We start from the raw sequence: 18,836 nt of genomic DNA, 5'->3' as shown, positions 1-18,836 counted from the left end.
CAGTGGCACCTCCCCGCACGGTGAGCACATCACCAGCAGTACGCTTGTCTTGTTTTGCCACACGTCCCGCCGACAAGACGGGACATATACGTTGTCTGTTGGAACAGCTGGGGTCCGCTCACAAGCGTGTTCGCCTGGCCGTGCAATGAGGGCACCATCCTAGGAGGACACGAAGATCCATGTCCAAGATCAAGGTTGAAGGTACCGTCGTAGAACTCGACGGCGACGAGATGACCCGGATCATCTGGCAGTTCATCAAGGACAAGCTGGTCCACCCGTATCTCGACGTGAACCTCGAGTACTACGACCTGGGAATCGAGTACCGGGACAAAACAGACGACCAGGTGACCATCGATGCCGCGAACGCCATCAAAGAGCACGGTGTCGGCGTCAAATGTGCCACCATCACCCCGGATGAGGCCCGGGTCGAGGAATTCGGCCTGAAGAAGATGTGGCGCTCGCCCAACGGCACCATTCGCAACATCCTGGGCGGAACCATCTTCCGCGCGCCGATCATCATCTCGAACGTGCCGCGTCTGGTCCCCGGTTGGACCAAGCCGATCATCATCGGCCGCCACGCGTTCGGCGATCAGTACCGCGCCACCGATTTCAAGGTCTTCCAGGCCGGTACCGTCACCCTCACCTTCACCCCTGACGACGGCAGCGAGCCGATCGTGCACGAGGTCGTGAAGATGCCCGAAGAGGGCGGCGTCGTGATGGGCATGTACAACTTCCGCAAGTCCATCGAGGACTTCGCCCGCGCGTCGTTCAACTACGGTCTCGCGCAGAACTACCCGGTGTACATGTCCACCAAGAACACCATCCTGAAGGCCTACGACGGCATGTTCAAGGACACCTTCCAGGAGGTCTTCGACGCCGAGTTCAAGACCCAGTTCGACGCGGCAGGTCTCACCTACGAGCACCGCCTCATCGACGATATGGTCGCCTCCTCCATGAAATGGGAGGGCGGCTATGTCTGGGCCTGCAAGAACTACGACGGCGACGTCCAGTCCGACACCGTCGCCCAGGGCTTCGGCTCGCTGGGCCTGATGACCTCGGTGCTGCTCACCCCGGACGGTCGCACCTGCGAGGCCGAGGCCGCACACGGCACGGTGACCAGGCACTACCGTCAGCATCAGCAGGGCAAGCCGACCTCGACCAATCCGATCGCGTCGATCTTCGCCTGGACGCGCGGACTCGAGCATCGCGGCAAGCTGGACAACACCCCCGAGGTGATCGGCTTCGCCCAGACCCTCGAGGATGTCGTCATCAAGACCGTCGAAGGCGGCCAGATGACAAAGGACCTCGCGCTGCTCGTCGGCGGCGACCAGGGCTACCTGAGCACCGAGGAATTCCTCGGCGCGCTCGACGAGAACCTGGCTCGCGCCCTGCGCTGAGCCGGAGCATCGGGGGTGAGTGATGCGCTCACCTCTCCGGCGCTGGACGTCCCAGCGCCGGGTCGACACGGGCACCCGCCCACCGTGTGGTGGAACGGGTGCCCGAGCTGTTTCCCGAGCCCTCGCGCTCGGGGGTTTCGGCATCGCTACGACCGAATTCGTCACCATGGGTTTGCTGCCCGATATCGCCGAGGCCATGCACGTCTCCGAGCCGACGGCAGGGGCATGCGGTATCGGCCTACGCGCTGGGTGTGGTGCTCGGAGCGCCGGTGATCGCGGCGCTGGCAGCGGCCACGTTGGCTCCCGTAGGGCAGCGTGCCAAGGCGGTTGCTGCGGTTATGCTGGAAATGAGCGCCGCCAACGTCGTCGGCGTTCCTGGTCCCGATCGGCGCGGCGGGCGCGGCGCTCGCTCCCGGCCTGCGAACCCGGCTGATGGATGTCGCCGCCGACGCGCAGACCCTCGCCGCCGCCCTCGGCTACACCGCACCCGCCGCGGTCGGTGCGGGCTCGGCGGTGCTGGGCGGTGCCCTGTTCACGCTCACCGTCCGGGCTGCCCGCCGCCACCTCGTCGAAGCGCACGGCCGCCCGAATGCCGTAGAACATACAGGACTGTATGTAAGTGTAGAATCATCCGAATGACCAGGACCGATGCCCCGAAGCCGCAGCGCCGTACGCAGGAACAGCGCAGTAGTGAAATGCGGACGCGGTTGTTGGACGCGACGATCGACTGTCTGGTGGAGTACGGGTACGCGGGGACGACGACGCCACGGGTCGCCGAGCGGGCGGGGGTCACCCGTGGTGCGCAGGTCCACCATTTCGGATCCAAGGCCGACCTGGTGGTTGCGGCCATCAGTCATCTCGCGCAGCGGCGTGCCGAAACCGCGATGCGGGAGATGGATCGGGTGGTGATCGGCGCCGATCCGGTCGACGCGGCCCTCAACGTCCTCTGGGAATTGCATCAGGGGCCGCTGTTCATCGCGACGGCCGAGTTGTGGGTGGCGGGGCGAACCGATCCGGTGCTGGCCTCGGCGATGGAGAAGGTCGAGCCGTTCGTGAACAACGCGGTGCTGATGGCGGTGGCCCGGTTCGTGCCGGATGAGATGCGCCGCAAGGAAGCTCGCGATTTCGTCTACACCGCGATGGACGCGCTGCGCGGCATCCTCGTCGCGAATTTCATCGACGCAGATTCCGGGCGGGCACGCCGTCGCTGGCGTCGCGCCTGCGTGCACCTGCGTGGCATCGCCAACGCGGCGCTCACGGAGTCCCACTCCGCCGGCTGAACGAGCCGCGGCCGACCACATACGCGATCAGCTGTATGTAGCGCAGTCGCGCACTTATCGCAGGCAGCTTGATGTGCCCGGAGAAACCCGGGATACCTGTCTTGCGCAGTTACATACATGCTTGTATGTTTGTTATCAGTTCGGTTCACACGGATCCGCCACGTCATCCGCGAGGTGCGGGCGGCCAACCTGAGGGAGTTCGATGGCGAACAAGGTCTACGTGGTCGGCGTCGGCATGACGAAATTCGAAAAGCCGGGTCGCCGCAAGAACGAGGACGGCACCGGCTGGGATTACCCGGACATGGCCAGGGAATCGGGCACCAAGGCGCTCGCCGACGCCGGAATCGACTATCGAGAGGTCGAGCAGGCCTATGTCGGATACGTCTACGGCGAATCGACCTCGGGGCAGCGCGCGGTCTACGAACTGGGGATGACCGGCATTCCGGTGCTCAACGTGAACAACAACTGTTCCACCGGTTCGACCGCGCTGTTCCTCGCGGCCCAGGCCATCCGGGGCGGCCTGGCCGAATGCACACTCGCGCTCGGCTTCGAGAAGATGCAGCCCGGCTCGCTCGGTTCCACCTGGGATGATCGCGAACAGCCGATGGCCAAACACGTCATGGCGCTCGCCGAAATCTCCGAGGCGCAGTTTCCGGTCGCGCCGTGGATGTTCGGGGCGGCGGGCCGCGAACACATGAAGCAGTTCGGCACCACCGCCGAGCATTTCGCCAAGATCGGCTACAAGAACCACAAGCATTCGGTGAACAACCCGTATTCGCAGTTCCAGGACGAATACACCCTCGACGACATTCTGGGCTCGCGGATGATCTACGACCCGCTCACCAAATTGCAGTGCTCGCCGACCTCCGATGGGTCCGGCGCGGTCGTCCTCGCGAGCGAGGCTTTCGTGGACGCGCACGGGCTCGCGGCGCAGGCGGTGGAAATCGTCGGCCAGGCCATGACCACCGATTTCGGCTCGACCTTCGACGGCACCGCCAAGAATCTGATCGGCTACGACATGAATGCGCGGGCCGCGCGCACGGTGTACGAGCAGGCCGGACTCGGCCCGGAAGATTTCCAGGTCATCGAATTGCACGACTGCTTCTCCGCCAACGAACTGTTGCTCTACGAGGCCCTCGGTCTGTGCGGGGAGGGCGAGGCGGGTGGGCTCGTCGACGACGGCGCCACCACCTACGGCGGAAAATGGGTGGTCAATCCCTCCGGTGGCCTGATCTCCAAGGGGCATCCACTGGGCGCCACCGGCCTCGCGCAATGTTCCGAACTCACCTGGCAGCTGCGCGGCGCGGCCGACAAGCGCCAGGTCGAGAACGTGACCGCGGGCCTGCAGCACAACATCGGCCTCGGCGGCGCGGCTGTCGTCACGGCCTACCAGCGCGCCGAGCGCTGAGCTGTTCGTACGAAAGCCGCTGTACCACATCGACGTTCACCGCTACAGGAGTCGGACATGGGACATATCGAGGCAACCAAGGACGTCAACGCCACCCCCGAGGCACTGTGGGCCGTCGTCGCCGATCCGCGGACTTGGGAGAGGTGGTTCACCATCCATGAGCGGTTCATGGAGGAACCGCCCACCGCGCTGGCCGAGGGCGCGAAACTCGTCGCGAAGATCGTCATGCTCGGCATGGCGAACAAACTCGAATGGACCGTGATGTCCGTCGCGCAGCCGCACCGGCTCACCCTCGGTGGGGCCGGAATGGCCGGTGTGAAAACCGAGTTCACCTTCGATATCCGCCCCAAGGGCGACGGAGGCAGCACCGTCGTCGTCTCCGGCGATTTCGAGGGGGCGCTCATCAAGGGCGCGCTGGGCAAGGCCGTCGAGAAGGACGGGCTCAAACAGCTGGACAAGTCGCTGCAAGAGCTCGACGCCCTGGCGTCGGCCTGATCGACGGGTATCCGATGACAGCGCAGACCAGCGCCCGCGTGGTCGAATTCGACGACGCGGGTTTGGGAACCTGGTGTGACGAGGTGACTTTCGATGTCACACCGGAGCGGATCGCCGAATACGCGGCAGCCACCAATGATCCGATCGCGGCCCATCTCGCGGGTGGAGTCGCGTCGCCGGTCTTCGCCATCGTCCCGGTATTCGAGGCCATGCTGATGCCGGTGATCGAGGTGGCGCCGACGGACATCTTCGGCCGAGTCGTGCACGGTGAGTACGATTTCCACTTCCACCGGGCGATCCGGCCCGGTGACCGGCTGGTGTCGCGGGCCAAGGCGATCGGCTACACGAGTCGTCCCACCGCCACCACCATCACGATCCTCATCGAATGCCGTGACGACGCGGGCGAACTGGTCAACGAGCAGTATCTGACCGCCTTCTTCCGCGGCATCGATGCGGGTGCGTCGGTCGGTGCGATCGTGCCCGCGCGTATATCCGATGAGACTCTGCGGTCGGCGGATCCGGTCGCGACGGTGGCCCAGCACGTCGACCTGGACCAGACCTTTCGCTACGCACCCGCCGCGGGCGATCCGGTGCCACTGCATCTGGACGAGCAAATCGCTCGGGACGCGGGGCTGCCCGGCATCATCGCGCACGGGTTGTGCACCATGGCCTTCGCGTCGTGGGCGGTGCTCACCGAGGTGGCCGGTTCGGATGCACACCGGCTCGCGCGATTCGCGGTGCGCTTCGCCGCGATGGTCTTCCCCGGTGACGACCTCCAGACCCGCATATGGAAGGTCGGGTCCGGCGACGGGATCACCACCTACGCCTTCGAAACGGTGCGCGGAGCCGACCTGGTGCTCAGTGACGGACTGGCAGAGATCGCCGACTGACGCGCGCCGGACCGGCATACACCACCGCCCCCGAGGCCCGGCAGGACCTCGGCCCGGCACGTGAACAGAGTTCAGCACCGCCGCCGAAGCGGGTGATGACGACCCGCACGGTCTGCCGTGCGGGAGACGAGGAGTGAGTAATGGGCGCATTGGAGGGAAAGGTCGCCGTCGTCACCGGCGCGGGCCGAGGTATCGGTCGCGAACACGCGCTGCTTTTCGCCCGGGAGGGCGCGGCCGTGGTGGTCAACGATCTCGGCGGCGGCAACGCGGGCGACGGCGCCGATACCGGCCCGGCGCAGCAGGTCGTGCGTGAGATCGTCGCCGCCGGTGGCCGGGCTGTCGCGAACACCGATGACATCGCCACCTGGGACGGCGCGAGAAAAGTCGTCGAACAGGCGGTTTCGGAATTCGGCGGACTCGATGTGGTGGTCAACAACGCGGGTATCCTGCGCGACGCCTTCCTCGCGGGAATGGACGAGGCGCACTGGGACGCGGTGATCGCGGTCCATCTCAAGGGCCATGCCGCGGTCCTGCACCACGCCGCCGCGTACTGGAAGCGGCAGAGCAAGGCGGGTAACCAGCCCGATGCCGCGGTGATCAATACCGCCTCGGCGTCGGGGACGACCCTGCCGAACGCGGGGCAGAGCAATTACGGCGCGGCCAAGGCCGGTATCGCCGCGCTCACCCTGGTGGCCGCCGAGGAACTCGGGCGCTACGGCGTGCGGGTGAACGCCATCGCGCCGATCGCGCGGACCCGGCTCACCCTGGCCACCCCGGGTATGGGCGAGATGCTGGCCGCGCAGGCCGAACATCTGGAGGAGGGCGAGTTCGACGCCTTCAGCCCGGCCAACATCTCCCCGCTGGTCGCATACTTGGCTTCGGACAAGTGCACGACGACCGGCAAGGTGTTCGCCGTTCAGGGCGGCGCCATTTCCGAGTTGGCCGGTTGGCACGACGTGAAGACGATCGAGGCGGAAGGGCCGTGGCTCATCGACGACATCGCCGCACGGCTGCCTTGACCAAGATAGGAGAACAACGATGTTCGAATGGTCCGAAACCGATGTGATGATCCGCGATGCCGTGCGGACCTTCGTCGACAAGGAGGTCCGCCCGCATCTCGACGCGCTCGACAACGGGGAGATGACGCCGTATCCGATCATCCGGAAACTGTTCGGCCAGTTCGGCATCGACGCCGCGGCGGGGGAGTCGATTCGGAAGTTGCTCGACAAGGAGCAGACCAGAGCCGATGCCGCCGCGGCGGGTGAGCCCGAACCGGCGGACAAGCAGAAGTCCGGCGGCAGCCCGTTCGCGGGTCAGGAATCCATGATGGCCGTGCTGATCGGCGAATTGTCCGGTGTCTGTATGGGTTTGGTGACGGCGATGGGCGTCTCCATCGGACTCGGCGCCACCACCATCATGTCGCGCGGGACGCTGGCGCAGAAGCAACGCTGGCTCCCCGATATCGTGACCATGAAGAAGGTCGCGGCGTGGGCGATCACCGAACCGGACTCCGGCTCCGACGCTTTCGGCGGGATGAAGTCCTACGTCAGGCGCGACGGCGAGGATTACATCCTCAACGGGCAGAAGACGTTCATCACCAACGGTCCCTTCGCCGACGTCATCATCGTCTACGCCAAACTCGACGAGGGCGACGGCGCCGACAAACGCGAGCGAAAGGTTCTCACCTTCGTCCTCGACAGCGGGATGGCGGGCCTCACACAGGGCAAACCGTTCAAGAAGATGGGCCTGCACTCCTCGCCGACCGGTGAGCTGTTCTTCGACAACGTGCGCCTCGGGCGCGACCGTCTGCTCGGCGAGACCGAGGAGCACAGCGGCGGCGACGGCCGCGAGAGCGCCCGTTCCAGTTTTACCGCCGAACGCATAGGGGTCGGTTTCATGGCGCTCGGCATCATCAACGAATGCCATCGGCTGTGCCTGGAATACGCGAAGAGCCGCAAGCTCTGGGGGCAGGAGATCGGGCGATTCCAGCTGGTCCAGCTGAAGCTGGCGAAGATGGAGGTCGCGCGGATCAACGTGCAGAACATGGTCTTCAACGTGCTGGAGCGTGGCCGCGCGGGGAAACCGCCGAGTCTGGCCGAAGCGTCGGCCATCAAGCTGTACGCCTCCGAGGCCGCCACCGAGGTGGCGATGGAGGCGGTGCAACTGTTCGGCGGCAACGGCTACATGACCGAATACCGGGTCGAGCAGCTCGCCCGTGACGCCAAATCGCTGATGATCTACGCGGGCAGCAACGAGATCCAGGTGACCCATATCGCCAAGGGGCTGCTCGAACGGTAATACCGGACCCGGGTGCGGTACGCGCACCCGGGACGATCACACCGCGCGCAGGCGGGTGCGGCTGGCGTAGATGTGTTCGGCGATCAACGTGGCGATCCGGTCGGGCGCCTCCAACATGGGGACGTGACCGACCCCGTTGACGAGGATGCGATCGGCGGAATCCGGCAGTTCCCGCAGGAAGCGCCGAGCGTAGACCCGGTTGGGAATGATCCGGTCGTGTTCGGCCAGCAGCAGCCGCACCGGGGTGGTGAGGGTGGACAGATCCGCCAGAGCCGGGATGCGCATGCCGCCGAGAATCATCGGGATCATGGCGTCGCAGTTCAGGGCGGCGGTGATGGCGGCGGCGGCGGCACCGCGCGGTACCGAGGTGGCGCTTTTGCCGAGCAGCAGGCTCGCGAAGCGCTGGAGGACCGGATTGGCGGCGGCGAAATCGCCGATCAGCTTGCCGATTCCGACCATCGGCACGAGCGAGAGGAATTTGATCCCGACCCGGATCTGGGTCAGCGAAGGGGAATTCCAGCCGCCAGCGGGCGCGACCAGGGTGAGGGTGCGCGCCCTGCCGCGTCGTGCCAGTTCGACGCCGACCCAGCCGCCCAGCGAATTGCCCGCGATATGGCAGGTGCGCCAACCGAGTTCGTCGAGTTGCCGCTCGACCCGATCGGCCAGGATGTGCACATTCATCGTCGAACTGTCGGCCGCGGCGGCGCCCCAGTGTCCGGTGAGAGCCGGTGCGAAAACCTCGCACTGTCCGGCGAGGCGGGCGGCTGTCTGTTCCCAGCTGTGCGGCGACAACAGGAACCCGTGCAGCAAGAGCACTGGATCGCCCGAGCCGATATGCAGCGCTTTCGTCGGTTTCGGGCGGGAATCGGGCTTGCGGACGGCTCGTGCGCCCGCGGCGCGTTTCGCCGCGGCGGTGCGCGTGGCAGGGACCAGGGACTTGGAGGTGTCGGACGTCATCGTCGTCACCCCTTCCTGGACGGCGGTGTCCGGGGGGAGGTATGTCTGAACAGCATTGTACGGTCGTCACGTGCCCACGATCATCTCTACCGTGAATGTAAACGGCATCCGCGCTGCTACGGGCAAAACCGGCAAGGGGATGCTCGAGTGGCTGGCCGCGACCGAGGCCGATATCGTCTGCGTTCAGGAGACCAGGGCCACCGACGCGCAGACACGTGTCGCGCTCGCGCCCGCACTCGACGCCGGGTGGTACCTGTCGCACGCCGAACCGGGGATCAAGGGCAGGGCCGGGGTGGGAATTCTGTCCCGGCGCGAACCTCTCGCGGTCCGCATCGGCTTCGGCAGCGCCGAATTCGACGGGGCGGCCCGCTACCTCGAGGCCGATTTCGACGAGGTGACCGTCGCGAGCGTCTACGTGCACACCGGTGAGGCCGATACGCCGATGCAGGACGAGAAATACCGGTTCCTCGGCGAGCTCGGGGCCCACCTCACCTCGCGCACACAGGATTTCGTGATCTGCGGCGACTGGAATGTCGCGCATACCGAATCCGATATCAAGAACTGGAAAGGCAATGTGAAGAACTCGGGCTTCCTGCCGGATGAGCGCGCCTGGGTCGACGGGATACTCGCCGCGGGTTACGTCGACACGGTGCGCTCCCTGCATCCCGGCGTGCCAGGGCCCTACAGTTGGTGGACCTATCGCGGTCGTGCCTACGATAATGACGTCGGGTGGCGCATCGATTACCACTTGGCGCGCGGCGATATCGCCGGACGGGCCAAGCAGGCGCTCGTGGAACGCGCGCCGACCTACGCGCTGCGCTGGTCCGATCACGCCCCGGTGACGGTACAGTACCGATGAAACTCGACCCCAAGGCGATGCGACTACTCGGCGCGCTCGGCGCGCTGGTGGTGGCGGTGCTTGTCGCGGTGCTGGTCGGGCGCGGCGGCGAGACCGGCGAAACGGATGCGACCGCACGCACCTTCGCTGCCACCACGACGAGTCTCTCACCCGTGACGACTCCGCGTTCGGCGGTCGGTGCGCCTGTCGCCTCGTCCACCCGCGCGCCGGGCGTCCCGGATCGGGCGTACACGACCCTGGTCGAGATCGACGCGGGCCGCTGGCCGGATTCGGCGAACGCGCCCGGCACCAAGGGCGGCGAGCAATGGATGAATCGCGGCGGCGACCTGCCGCGCGCCGATGCCGCCGGCCGCACCGTCACCTATCGGGAATGGGATGTCAATCCCAAGGAACGCAACAGATCCCGCGATGCCGAACGCATCGTCACCGGTAGCGACGGATCCGCCTGGTACACCGGTGACCACTACACGACTTTCACGAGGATGCGCTGATGACCAAGCCGGTTCCGTTGTCGCAGTTCCTTGCCCGTCCCGTCGCGCTCGGCGCGGCACCGATGGCCGCGGCCGTCTCCAAGGCGAGCGGTCCCGCATTGGGCGCGCTCGCCGTCGCCTCGGCCGAACTCAGCAGCCTGCGCTACCGCGTGCCGAGCGGATACCAGGTGCGAGAATTACGGGCCGTGAAGATGCGCAGCGTCGCGGGCGTATTCGACGAATTCGCCGCCGCGTTCCAATTCCCGTACTACTTCGGCGAGAACAAGGACGCCTTCGACGAATGTCTGCGTGATCTGGACGATTTCATCGGCGATGCCCCCGGGTATGTGGTCGTGCTCCGAAGGTCGGACGAACTGCTCGCCAACGCGCCACAGGAGCGGGAATGGTTCACCAGGGCGATGGGTGACTGCGCCGACTACTGGGCCCGCCGCCAGGTAGCCTTCCGCGTCATCTTCCAGGGCAGGCCGGCGCCCCCTCGGATTCCCGCGCTCGCTCTCGACTGAAAGCGCCCTCAGCCGAGTCTGGCTGCCAGATCCTCGCCGAGCAGGACGAAGATGTCGGTGGTGTGGTCGATCAGTTCCTCGCGGCTCAGGGGGAGATCTCCCTGGAGCCACCCGGTGAGGGTCTGCACCAGACCGCCGACGAGATAGGTGGCGCGGAAGTCGATCGCAGGATCGGGAGCGCGGCCGGTGACGCCGTAGAAACCGATACCCTCCGCGGCGACGAGTCGTATGAAGACCCGGACGGTTTCGGTTGTCCTGGCCCGTAGTTCGGGGGTCGCCTGGCCCGCGATCAGGGCGACTTTCGCTTTGCGCGGATCATCGGTGAGCACGTGGATCCCCGCCTCGATCGCGGCATGGGCCTTGGCTCGCGAGTCGTCGGGAGCCGCGCGCAGTGCCTCGATGATCGCGATCGCCAGTTCCTCGGCGATCCGATCGACCACCGCGGTCAATACGGCATCGCGGCCGGTGAAACTCTCGTAGTAGTAGCGCTCGTTCAAACCGGCCCGCGCGCACAGCCCCGACACCGTGAGCTTGGACAGCCCTTGGTCGCCGATCAGTTCCAGTGCGGCGTCGAGCAGCGCGGCGCGCCGCTGGGCCCGGCGCTCATCCGCGGAGATCCCGCCGTAGGTCCGCTGCGCTGTCACGTTTCGATTCTGGCACGACCACGATTCTGGCAGAGAGTATTGCCAGAATCGCCGATCTGGGGGATTCTATTGCCAGATCTGCGCGACCAGGAGGCATCATGTCCGAACCCGGCTACTTCGCCGACCATTCGATGGCTCGGCGGGTCATGAGCAAACGCGCGGTCGGACTCACCTACGGCCAGCGCGCCCTGGTGGTCGGCGCGGTACATCCGCTGCTCTACGTAGGCACCGCGGAGAACACCCAGCACCGGATGACCCCGTACACCCGGCTCGCGCTGACCGGAAAGCTGTTCGAGGCGGTATTCCTCGGCACCAAGGAAGAGGCCGATCGCGCGTTGGCCTTCACCACGAAGAAGCACGCGAAAGTCGTGGGCGCGCTCCCCGAGGACGCGGGGGCGCACCACCCCGCGGGCACCGGGTATTCCGCCCTCGATCCGCACCTGATGTTCATGACCATGGCCTTCACCTTCGATTCCGCCGAGGTGATGTACGACCTGCTGGTACGGCCCATGACCGACGGCGAGCGCGAGGGGCTGTACCAGGACTACGTGCGATGGGCGCAACTGTTCGGCATGCCCGCCGACGCCGCGCCGGCGAGCTATCCGGATTTCCGCCGGCATTTCGACGACTACCTGGCCTCGGACGAACTGTTCCTCACCGACGAGGCGCGGCTGGTCGGCTCCTACCTCGCGGGCGAGAAGGTGGCCTACCGTCAGCGGATGCCGGTGCATCAGCTGACGTCGGCGTTCTTCCTGCTGGTGCGGGGCAGTCTGCCGCCGCGGATTCGTGAGATGTACGGAATGCGCTGGGGTACGGCGGATCAACTCGCCTACCGCACCCTCGCCCATGGCGTGCGGACCGCGCATATCTCCCCGCCGCTTGTTCCCCCGGTGCTGCGCGGCACCCTGGCCGGGCCGAGCGGGCCGGTCTACACGTTGGTCTCGCGGCGCGAACACGAACTCGTGCGCACCGGGCGCCCGAGTATGCCCGGCGTCGACCCCCGCACCTGGGCGGCGCGAAATTCCGCTCGACCGGCATGGAAAGATTGAGGGCATGTCCAGTCCTGCGCACACCCCGGCCGCAGAGCGCAAGCAGCGTGTCCTGTCCGGGATCCAGCCGACCAGCGAATCGTTCCACCTCGGTAACTACCTTGGCGCGCTGCAGTACTGGGTGACGATGCAGGACGATTACGACGCGCTGTACTTCATCCCGGATATGCACGCCATCACCGTGGCGCAGGATCCCAAACAACTGCGGGCGCGCACCAAGGCCGCGGCGGCGCAGTTGCTCGCGCTCGGCATCGACCCGAAGAAGTCGACGCTGTTCGTGCAGAGTCAGGTACCCGAGCACGCCGAACTGTCCTGGGTGCTCAGCTGCATCACCGGCTTCGGTGAGGCGAGCCGGATGACCCAGTTCAAGGACAAGTCGGTCAAACAGGGCGCCGAGAACGCCACCGTAGGCTTGTTCATCTATCCGGTGCTGATGGCCGCCGACATCCTGCTGTACCGCCCGCACCAGGTGCCGGTCGGCGAGGATCAGCGCCAGCATCTCGAGCTCACCCGAAACCTGGCCCAGCGCTTCAATACCCGGTTCAAGAAGACGTTCCTGGTGCCGGAGGCCCATATCGTCAAGGGCACCGCCAAGATCTACGACCTGCAGGATCCGACGGCGAAGATGAGCAAATCCGCGTCGACGGACGCCGGTCTCATCAACCTGCTCGACGACCCGAAGGTGACGGCGAAGAAAATCCGTTCCGCCGTCACCGACACCGAGCGCGAGATCCGTTACGACCCGCAGGCCAAACCGGGGGTCAGCAATCTGCTGGTGATCCTCAGTTCGCTGAGCGGCGCGCCGATCGTCACCCTGGAACAGGATTACGCGGGCAGGGGCTACGGTGACCTGAAATCCGATGTCGCCGACGCGCTGGTCGAATTCGTCACGCCGTTGCGTGCGAAAGTGGACGAATACCTGGCGGATCAGGGCGAACTCGACCGTATCCTCGCAGGCGGCGCCGAGCGGGCGCGCGAGATCGCCGGCAACACTCTCGCACAGGTCTACGATCGGGTGGGCTTCCTGACTCGCTGATCCGGCGGCGCCCGCGAATTTCGGTCGAAGGGGGCTGGACAGGTGCAGGCGATCGATAACAGCAAGGCGTGGATCGAACGACAGGTCCAGGCGCGGCCGTGGTTGGCTCATATGATCCGGGCGGGTGGGCGCTACCGCAGTCAACGAGGCGATTACTACGCCGCCGGAATCACCTATTTCACCGTGCTTTCGCTGTTTCCGCTGTTGATGGTCGCCTTCGCGGTCGCGGGTTTCATCCTGTCCAGTCATCCGAGTCTGCTGGTCGAGATGCAGGACAAGATCGTCGAGAACATCCCGGGTTCGCTCGGCACGCAGATCAACGAGTTGATCGATCAAGCCATCAGATCGCGCGGGACGGTCGGCGTGCTCGGTCTGCTCGGCGCGGCCTATGCCGGGTTGGGGTGGATGGCGAATCTGCGCGCCGCGCTCACCGAACAGTGGGACCAGAAGACTCGGGAACCCAACTGGGTGATGAGCAAATTATCGGATCTCGGTGCGCTGGTCGGCCTTGGCCTGGCCTTCGTCGTCTCGTTCGGACTGTCCGCACTGGGGTCGAGCAGTCTCGGCGCGCGAGTGCTCGAGACCTTGGGGCTCTCGAATCTGCCCGGCGCCCGCTTCCTGCTCGCGATGGCCTCCATCGCGCTCGCACTTCTGGCGACCTGGGCGGTTTTGGCCTGGATCATCGCAAGACTGCCGCGCGAACCCGTCACGCTGAAAAGCGCGGCGAGAGCGGCGCTGTTGGCGGCGGTGGCGTTCGAGGCGTTCAAATTCATCGCCTCGATCTACTTGCAGATCGTGCTGCGCAGCCCGGCGGGCGCTACCTTCGGATCCATCATCGGTCTGATGGTGTTCAGCTACATCACCTACCGGATCATCCTGTTCGCCACCGCCTGGGCCGCCACCGCCTCCGACAATATGCGCGAAGCCGATATCCCCGCGCCCGCCCCCGCCGTCATCAGGCCACGGGTGAGCAGCTCGGGCATGTCGCCGGGTGCGGCTGCGGCCTTCGGCGCCGGCGCTCTCGCCGCGCTGGCCCTGTCACAGCTGCGTCGGCTGTCGGATCGGCGCTGAGTACCCGACCGGTCCACCGCTCGCGCGTGACCGCCGATCAGCGGCGGCGTCGGTACCGGTCGCGGCGCGGACGACTGGCGCGGCGTGCGCCGATGAGCAGTGCGAGGATCACAACCACACCGCCGACCAGCAGCACCGTCTCGGTGTCCGAATGAGGTGTCTCGCCCTGCGGTTCCGCCTGCTGGACGGTGTCGTCGGCGGGTGGGGCGGCCAGTGCGGGCGCGTCCTTCGGCACGAGGCGTTCTGGCGTCGGGAGGGTGCCGACCTTGGTGCCGCGCGGGAGCGCGAATCCGTAGTCGAGTAGTCGTGCGGCCTGTTCCCACGGGCGGATCGGTTTCACGTCGGCCTTGAGCAGGGATACCACCAGTCGGCGGCCGTCGCGCTCGGCCGCGGCCACGAAGGTCTGTCTGGCGTCGTCGGTGAATCCGGTCTTGCCGCCGATCGCGCCGTCGTAGTTGTAGAGCAGTTGATTGTCGTTGCCGATGGTGAATCCGGGGCGGTCCTTGTCGTCGGGATCCTTCGGATCCTCGGGAAACCCTGGGAAGTCGACCTGCTCGGTGTGGATCAGTTCGGCGAACAGGGGGATGGTCATGGCCTCGCGGAACAGCGTCGACAGATCGTAGGCCGAGGTGCTCATGCCGGGGCCGTCGAGTCCGGACGGGGTGGCGGCACGAGTGTCCAAGGCGGACAACGATTTCGCGACATTGTTCATTTTGGCAACGGTCGCGCCGTCGCCGCCGAGCTGGGCCGCGATGGCGTGCGCGGCATCGTTGCCCGAGGCCATGATGAGGGCCTGCATGAGTTGGAGGTTGGTGTATCGGCCGCCGGGCCCGATGCCGACCCTGGTGCCGTCCGCATCGGCGTCGGCCTGGGTGCCGATCACCGTCTTGTTCAGGTCGAGGGCGCGCAGGGCGACGGTGGCGAGCAGCACTTTGATCGTGCTCGCGGGCCGGTAGCGGCCGTGCGGATCCTTGGCGGCGAGCACTTCACCGGTGTCGAGGTCGGACACCATCCACGAGGTCGCCGAAATCTCTTCCGGCACAGCGAGTGCGCCTTTGGGGAGCACGACCCCGCACTCGCCCATGCGGGTACCGCCCACCGGGGACGCCGGGATCGCCAGCGCGCTCGGCGTCGGCTCCCCGGCGGCGGGTACCTCGGACAGGTCGATGGGGGCCGGGGGTCTGGTTTTCTGCGGGCAGGTATCGGTATTGGGTGTCGTGAACGGTGTGCTTGTCGTGCTACCCGGCGGCTCCGCGTGGGAGGGTGCGGTCGATCCGGCGCCGGTCGCGGCCATCGTGATCAGCGTGGAGACGAGGCAGAGCGCGGCGAGGAGGCGAGAATTCCGAAATTTCATCGGCTCGAAGCCTATCGGTCGGTCCCGCCGGATGTCGGGGCACGCGGTCACGCTGGGCGGGGCGGACCCTCGGTCGGTCGGCGCGGCGTCGCGCATATATTGACATCAACTCTTAAATGAGAGCTAATATCAAATTATAGTAACTCTCATTCAGGAGTGCGGTATGACGACGGATTCCGCTCGGCGCTGGCTGGCGCTCGGCGCGCTCGCGGTGGCGATGCTCACCATTGGGCTCGATATGACCGTGCTGACGGTCGCGCTGCCGACCCTCGCGGTCGACCTGAACGCGAACAGCGGTGCGCTGCAATGGTTCAGCTCGGCCTACACGCTCGCGCTCGCGGCGATGATGCTGCCCGCCGGTGCGCTCGGCGACCGGTACGGGCGCAAGAAGATCCTGCTCGGCGCGCTGATCCTGTTCGGCGCCGCATCGCTGGCCTGTGCGTTCGCCGCGTCGTCCGGTCAGCTCATCGCCGCCCGCGTCGTCCTCGGTCTCGCGGCGGCGGCCATGATGCCGCTGTCGATGGCGGTGCTGCCGGTGCTGTTCCCCGACGCCGGCGAGCGGGCACGCGCGATGTCGGTCTGGGTGACGTCGACGGCGATCGGATTACCGCTCGGCCCGATCCTCGGCGGGTGGCTGATCGACAACTTCTGGTGGGGCTCTGTCTTCCTGATCAATGTCCCGATGGTGGTCATCGGGGCGTCGGCGGTCGCGGCGTTGGTTCCGGAATCGCGCAACCCGGATCGGCGTCCGCTCGACGTGGTCGGCGCGTTGTCATCGATGGCCGGAATGCTCGGTCTGACATACGGGTTCATCCGTCTCGGCGATGAGGGCTGGGGCGACGGCCCGGCGTGGGCTGTGCTCGCCGCAGGTGTCGCGGTGCTCGGGGTATTCCTGCTGTGGCAGCGCCGTGCGGCATACCCGCTCATCGATCTGGCGCTGTTCCGCGCCGCCGGTTTCCGCTGGGGCGCGGTGTTCACGGTGCTGATCACCTTCGGCATGTTCGGCCTGTTCTTCACGGTGCCGCAGTATCACCAGGCGGTGCTCGGCACCGACGCACTCGGCAGCGGACTGCGGTTACTGCCGTTGATCGGGGGGCTCGTCGTCGGAGCGCGACTGTGCGATCGGCTGCTGCCGAGGCTGGGGGCGGGTCCACTGGTCACCGTGGGTCTGGTGGCGCTCGCGGTCGGGCTCGGACTCGGTGCGCGCACCGCGCTCGATACCCCGTATTGGTACAGCGCATCGTGGATCGCGCTCACCGGGGCGGGAATGGGTGTCGCCATGCCGGTGGGTATGGCCGTGGCCATCGATGATCTCGAGGTGGCGCGCGCGGGGATGGGCTCGGCGCTGTTGCAGGCGCTGCGGCAAGCGGCGGGCACCGTCGCGGTGGCGCTGCTCGGTACCGTCTCGGTGACCGTCTATCGCTCCGAACTCGGTGATCTGGATGTCGATCCCCTCCGCGACAGCGTGAATTCCGGCGTGGCGGCGGCGAAGGCGTCGGGCGATCCGGCGGTGCTCGACCACGTACAGGCGGCCTTCGTCAGTGGCATGGACGCCATGCTGTGGGTGTGTGCCGCGATCTGTGCGGTCGCGGTGCCGCTGGCGATCTGGGTACTGCCGCGCGGGCGCAGATCGGTATCGGACGCACCGGTTGCCGTCGATACGCCAGAATCGACACATGTCGGTTGACTCACCCGGTGACGGGACCGCGGCGAAGGCCCTGCCGGAGACACAGGGCCTTCGCGAGCGGAAGAAGGAACGTACGCGCCGGACGATTCGTTCCGAGGCGTTTCGCCTGTTCCGCGAACAGGGCTACAACGAGACGACCATCGAGCAGATCGCGCAAGCGGCGGAGGTTTCGCCGAGCACCTTCTTCCGCTATTTCCCGTCCAAGGAACAGTTGGTCATCACCGACGACCTCGACCCGCCGATGATCGAGGCGATCCGGCGGCAGCCGCGCGACACCCCGCCGCTGACGGCGTTCCGCGAGGCGGTGGTGACGGTTTTCGCCAACCTGTCCAATGAGGAGTTGGCGTTCGAACAGGAACGGCAGGCGTTGCTGTACCACGTCCCGGATCTGCGCGCCGCCATCACCAGGGAGTTCGAGCGGAGTATCGATCTCATCTCCAGCCTGCTGGCCGATTATCTCGGTCGGGACGAGGCCGATTTCGAGGTGCGAGTCACGGCGGGGGCCATGGCGGGCGCCGCGCTGGCCGTCACCAAGATGGTTCCGATGAACGCGGAGAACATCGGCCGGGCGCTGATGTTCATGGAGGCGGGATTTCCCCTGCGCGGCGAATCCTGAACGTCGCCGAACGGGTATCGCGCCTGCCTCCGAACGGCTAGCTCTGCGGACCGGTGACCGGGCACCCGTGGGCAAGCGGGCGCAGCAGCGTGCTGTTGTCGTAGAAGTGTTCCAGCTCGAGGATGCGCAGATCCTCGCTGACCCTGGCGATGGTCACACCGAACATCTCGATCAGCTCGCCGGTGGGCTGATGCTCGCGGTAAGGGCCGTCGTAATTGCCCCAGTGCCGCCAGCGGAAGCTGACGGTCGGCGGGCCCGACATCACTTCCAGTACCTCCCAGAAGAATCCGTTCGGCATCGCGGTGTGGAAGATCGCGTGCGAGCTCTCGAAGGTCTCGGCCGCGCCGTCGTAGTACGGATTGTCGCCGATCAGGATGTTGTAGCTGCCGATTCGCGCGAACTCCTCGGCGTTCTGCCACGGGCCGCCGTTCACGCGGCCGCGGTAGTGCTCGGCCACCAGCGACACCCATGTCGCCGGATCCTTCTTGTGCGAGATCTCCATCTCGAATACCCGCACCAGATCCTCGACGATCGCCTCGAGCGATCCCGGCGCGTGTTCGGTGGTGCGCTCACGCGGCACGGTCACCTCGGTCAGGTGGTAATCCGGCGCTTCATGACGCCAGTCCTCGGGCGCGGCTGCCGCGACCACGGCGTCCCTGCCCTGCAACCACAGCGGTGTTTCCGCTGTCTGCGTCGAATCCGTTGCATCAATTGTCATTTGGTTCTCGTCCCGTAGGCTGTGTTGGACGCGAAAGACCGTAACAGCCGATGGCCGAGTTGTCACGACGAGCGGAAACCCCC

Annotated in this window: 20 protein-coding genes and 1 pseudogene; 16 read left to right on the top strand and 5 right to left on the bottom strand. The window is 66.3% G+C overall.

Annotation, left to right across the window (positions count from 1 at the left end; genetic code table 11):
* The first annotated feature begins 179 nt into the window (after positions 1-179).
* Entirely contained in the window at positions 180-1,397 is a 1,218-nt protein-coding gene (locus tag ABZS43_RS07755) for an NADP-dependent isocitrate dehydrogenase (RefSeq protein WP_355035041.1), read from the top strand.
* 118 nt (positions 1,398-1,515) lie between these two features.
* Positions 1,516-1,687, top strand: a pseudogene (locus ABZS43_RS07750) (MFS transporter); the annotation flags it as partial.
* Positions 1,688-1,733: 46 nt separating this feature from the next.
* Here the strand turns inward: ABZS43_RS07750 and ABZS43_RS07745 are convergent.
* A complete protein-coding gene (locus ABZS43_RS07745) occupies positions 1,734-2,000 on the bottom strand; it encodes a hypothetical protein (protein ID WP_355035234.1) in 267 nt (88 codons plus the stop codon).
* Positions 2,001-2,032: 32 nt separating this feature from the next.
* Here ABZS43_RS07745 and ABZS43_RS07740 point away from each other — a divergent pair, with 32 nt between their 5' ends.
* The 6 genes from ABZS43_RS07740 (at position 2,033) to ABZS43_RS07715 (ending at position 7,768) form a co-directional block, all read left to right on the top strand.
* Positions 2,033-2,677 carry a helix-turn-helix domain-containing protein gene (locus tag ABZS43_RS07740; RefSeq protein WP_355035219.1) on the top strand — a complete coding sequence of 215 codons (645 nt, stop codon included), beginning with the start codon at positions 2,033-2,035 and terminating at the stop codon, positions 2,675-2,677.
* Positions 2,678-2,879: 202 nt separating this feature from the next.
* A complete protein-coding gene (locus tag ABZS43_RS07735) occupies positions 2,880-4,085 on the top strand; it encodes a lipid-transfer protein (protein ID WP_355035040.1) in 1,206 nt (401 codons plus the stop codon).
* A gap of 57 nt (positions 4,086-4,142) precedes the next feature.
* The gene (locus tag ABZS43_RS07730) at positions 4,143-4,580 is read left to right on the top strand and encodes an SRPBCC family protein (RefSeq protein ID WP_355035039.1); all 438 of its coding nucleotides are present in this window, start codon (positions 4,143-4,145) and stop codon (positions 4,578-4,580) included.
* A 14-nt stretch (positions 4,581-4,594) separates the two neighbouring features.
* Positions 4,595-5,470 carry a MaoC/PaaZ C-terminal domain-containing protein gene (locus ABZS43_RS07725; RefSeq protein WP_355035038.1) on the top strand — a complete coding sequence of 292 codons (876 nt, stop codon included), beginning with the start codon at positions 4,595-4,597 and terminating at the stop codon, positions 5,468-5,470.
* A 140-nt stretch (positions 5,471-5,610) separates the two neighbouring features.
* On the top strand, positions 5,611-6,489 hold the full coding sequence (locus ABZS43_RS07720) for an SDR family oxidoreductase (RefSeq protein ID WP_355035037.1): 879 nt from the start codon (positions 5,611-5,613) through the stop codon (positions 6,487-6,489).
* Between the two features lie 19 nt (positions 6,490-6,508).
* Positions 6,509-7,768, top strand: a complete 1,260-nt coding sequence (locus ABZS43_RS07715) for an acyl-CoA dehydrogenase family protein (protein ID WP_355035036.1) — start codon at positions 6,509-6,511, stop codon at positions 7,766-7,768.
* A gap of 36 nt (positions 7,769-7,804) precedes the next feature.
* On the opposite strand, the gene ABZS43_RS07710 is transcribed toward ABZS43_RS07715, so the two are convergent.
* Positions 7,805-8,725, bottom strand: a complete 921-nt coding sequence (locus ABZS43_RS07710) for an alpha/beta hydrolase (protein ID WP_355035035.1) — start codon at positions 8,723-8,725, stop codon at positions 7,805-7,807.
* Between the two features lie 91 nt (positions 8,726-8,816).
* Here ABZS43_RS07710 and ABZS43_RS07705 point away from each other — a divergent pair, with 91 nt between their 5' ends.
* Genes ABZS43_RS07705 through ABZS43_RS07695 form a run of 3 tightly spaced genes read left to right on the top strand, consistent with a single transcriptional unit; the run spans position 8,817 to position 10,578 of the window.
* On the top strand, positions 8,817-9,584 hold the full coding sequence (locus ABZS43_RS07705) for an exodeoxyribonuclease III (RefSeq protein ID WP_355035034.1): 768 nt from the start codon (positions 8,817-8,819) through the stop codon (positions 9,582-9,584).
* Positions 9,581-10,075 (top strand): ribonuclease domain-containing protein, encoded by a 495-nt coding sequence (locus ABZS43_RS07700; protein WP_355035033.1) that lies wholly within the window; start codon positions 9,581-9,583, stop codon positions 10,073-10,075. Before ABZS43_RS07705 ends, ABZS43_RS07700 begins: the two co-directional genes overlap by 4 nt.
* Complete coding sequence (locus ABZS43_RS07695; protein ID WP_355035032.1) at positions 10,075-10,578, top strand: barstar family protein; 504 nt, start codon at positions 10,075-10,077, stop codon at positions 10,576-10,578. The genes ABZS43_RS07700 and ABZS43_RS07695 overlap by 1 nt, the downstream gene beginning before the upstream one ends.
* An 8-nt stretch (positions 10,579-10,586) precedes the next feature.
* Here the strand turns inward: ABZS43_RS07695 and ABZS43_RS07690 are convergent, their stop codons facing one another.
* Positions 10,587-11,222 carry a TetR/AcrR family transcriptional regulator gene (locus ABZS43_RS07690; protein ID WP_355035031.1) on the bottom strand — a complete coding sequence of 212 codons (636 nt, stop codon included), beginning with the start codon at positions 11,220-11,222 and terminating at the stop codon, positions 10,587-10,589.
* A gap of 98 nt (positions 11,223-11,320) precedes the next feature.
* Between ABZS43_RS07690 and ABZS43_RS07685 the strand changes: the two genes are divergently transcribed.
* The 3 genes from ABZS43_RS07685 to yhjD are packed head-to-tail and all read left to right on the top strand — an operon-like array spanning position 11,321 to position 14,378.
* Positions 11,321-12,271, top strand: a complete 951-nt coding sequence (locus ABZS43_RS07685; RefSeq protein WP_355035030.1) for an oxygenase MpaB family protein — start codon at positions 11,321-11,323, stop codon at positions 12,269-12,271.
* 4 nt (positions 12,272-12,275) lie between these two features.
* On the top strand, positions 12,276-13,307 hold the full coding sequence (gene trpS, locus ABZS43_RS07680; protein WP_355035029.1) for a tryptophan--tRNA ligase: 1,032 nt from the start codon (positions 12,276-12,278) through the stop codon (positions 13,305-13,307).
* A 42-nt stretch (positions 13,308-13,349) separates the two neighbouring features.
* Entirely contained in the window at positions 13,350-14,378 is a 1,029-nt protein-coding gene (gene yhjD, locus ABZS43_RS07675; protein WP_355035028.1) for an inner membrane protein YhjD, read from the top strand.
* A 37-nt stretch (positions 14,379-14,415) separates the two neighbouring features.
* On the opposite strand, the gene ABZS43_RS07670 is transcribed toward yhjD, so the two are convergent.
* Positions 14,416-15,732, bottom strand: a complete 1,317-nt coding sequence (locus ABZS43_RS07670) for a D-alanyl-D-alanine carboxypeptidase family protein (protein ID WP_355035027.1) — start codon at positions 15,730-15,732, stop codon at positions 14,416-14,418.
* A gap of 163 nt (positions 15,733-15,895) precedes the next feature.
* Between ABZS43_RS07670 and ABZS43_RS07665 the strand changes: the two genes are divergently transcribed.
* Positions 15,896-17,419: an MFS transporter gene (locus ABZS43_RS07665; RefSeq protein WP_355035026.1), complete on the top strand. Its 1,524-nt coding sequence runs from the start codon at positions 15,896-15,898 to the stop codon at positions 17,417-17,419.
* Entirely contained in the window at positions 17,409-18,035 is a 627-nt protein-coding gene (locus ABZS43_RS07660; RefSeq protein ID WP_355035025.1) for a TetR family transcriptional regulator, read from the top strand. Before ABZS43_RS07665 ends, ABZS43_RS07660 begins: the two co-directional genes overlap by 11 nt.
* A gap of 37 nt (positions 18,036-18,072) precedes the next feature.
* Here the strand turns inward: ABZS43_RS07660 and ABZS43_RS07655 are convergent, their stop codons facing one another.
* Positions 18,073-18,753: a SnoaL-like polyketide cyclase gene (locus ABZS43_RS07655; protein ID WP_355035024.1), complete on the bottom strand. Its 681-nt coding sequence runs from the start codon at positions 18,751-18,753 to the stop codon at positions 18,073-18,075.
* Between the last annotated feature and the right edge of the window lie 83 nt (positions 18,754-18,836).

It is taken from the genome of Nocardia sp. NPDC005366 (assembly GCF_040606855.1).
In the GTDB taxonomy this organism is placed as follows: Bacteria; Actinomycetota; Actinomycetes; order Mycobacteriales; family Mycobacteriaceae; genus Nocardia.
This window is presented reverse-complemented; position numbering and strand designations above follow the sequence as displayed.

Bases quoted from the DNA above. Each gene is read 5' to 3' on its own strand.
- ABZS43_RS07755 (WP_355035041.1), top strand. From the start codon at position 180: ATGTCCAAGATCAAGGTTGAAGGTACCGTCGTAGAACTCGACGGCGAC.
- ABZS43_RS07745 (WP_355035234.1), bottom strand. From the start codon at position 2,000: ATGTTCTACGGCATTCGGGCGGCCGTGCGCTTCGACGAGGTGGCGGCG.
- ABZS43_RS07740 (WP_355035219.1), top strand. From the start codon at position 2,033: ATGACCAGGACCGATGCCCCGAAGCCGCAGCGCCGTACGCAGGAACAG.
- ABZS43_RS07735 (WP_355035040.1), top strand. From the start codon at position 2,880: ATGGCGAACAAGGTCTACGTGGTCGGCGTCGGCATGACGAAATTCGAA.
- ABZS43_RS07730 (WP_355035039.1), top strand. From the start codon at position 4,143: ATGGGACATATCGAGGCAACCAAGGACGTCAACGCCACCCCCGAGGCA.
- ABZS43_RS07725 (WP_355035038.1), top strand. From the start codon at position 4,595: ATGACAGCGCAGACCAGCGCCCGCGTGGTCGAATTCGACGACGCGGGT.
- ABZS43_RS07720 (WP_355035037.1), top strand. From the start codon at position 5,611: ATGGGCGCATTGGAGGGAAAGGTCGCCGTCGTCACCGGCGCGGGCCGA.
- ABZS43_RS07715 (WP_355035036.1), top strand. From the start codon at position 6,509: ATGTTCGAATGGTCCGAAACCGATGTGATGATCCGCGATGCCGTGCGG.
- ABZS43_RS07710 (WP_355035035.1), bottom strand. From the start codon at position 8,725: ATGACGTCCGACACCTCCAAGTCCCTGGTCCCTGCCACGCGCACCGCC.
- ABZS43_RS07700 (WP_355035033.1), top strand. From the start codon at position 9,581: ATGAAACTCGACCCCAAGGCGATGCGACTACTCGGCGCGCTCGGCGCG.
- ABZS43_RS07695 (WP_355035032.1), top strand. From the start codon at position 10,075: ATGACCAAGCCGGTTCCGTTGTCGCAGTTCCTTGCCCGTCCCGTCGCG.
- ABZS43_RS07685 (WP_355035030.1), top strand. From the start codon at position 11,321: ATGTCCGAACCCGGCTACTTCGCCGACCATTCGATGGCTCGGCGGGTC.
- trpS (WP_355035029.1), top strand. From the start codon at position 12,276: ATGTCCAGTCCTGCGCACACCCCGGCCGCAGAGCGCAAGCAGCGTGTC.
- ABZS43_RS07670 (WP_355035027.1), bottom strand. From the start codon at position 15,732: ATGAAATTTCGGAATTCTCGCCTCCTCGCCGCGCTCTGCCTCGTCTCC.
- ABZS43_RS07665 (WP_355035026.1), top strand. From the start codon at position 15,896: ATGACGACGGATTCCGCTCGGCGCTGGCTGGCGCTCGGCGCGCTCGCG.
- ABZS43_RS07660 (WP_355035025.1), top strand. From the start codon at position 17,409: ATGTCGGTTGACTCACCCGGTGACGGGACCGCGGCGAAGGCCCTGCCG.
- ABZS43_RS07655 (WP_355035024.1), bottom strand. From the start codon at position 18,753: ATGACAATTGATGCAACGGATTCGACGCAGACAGCGGAAACACCGCTG.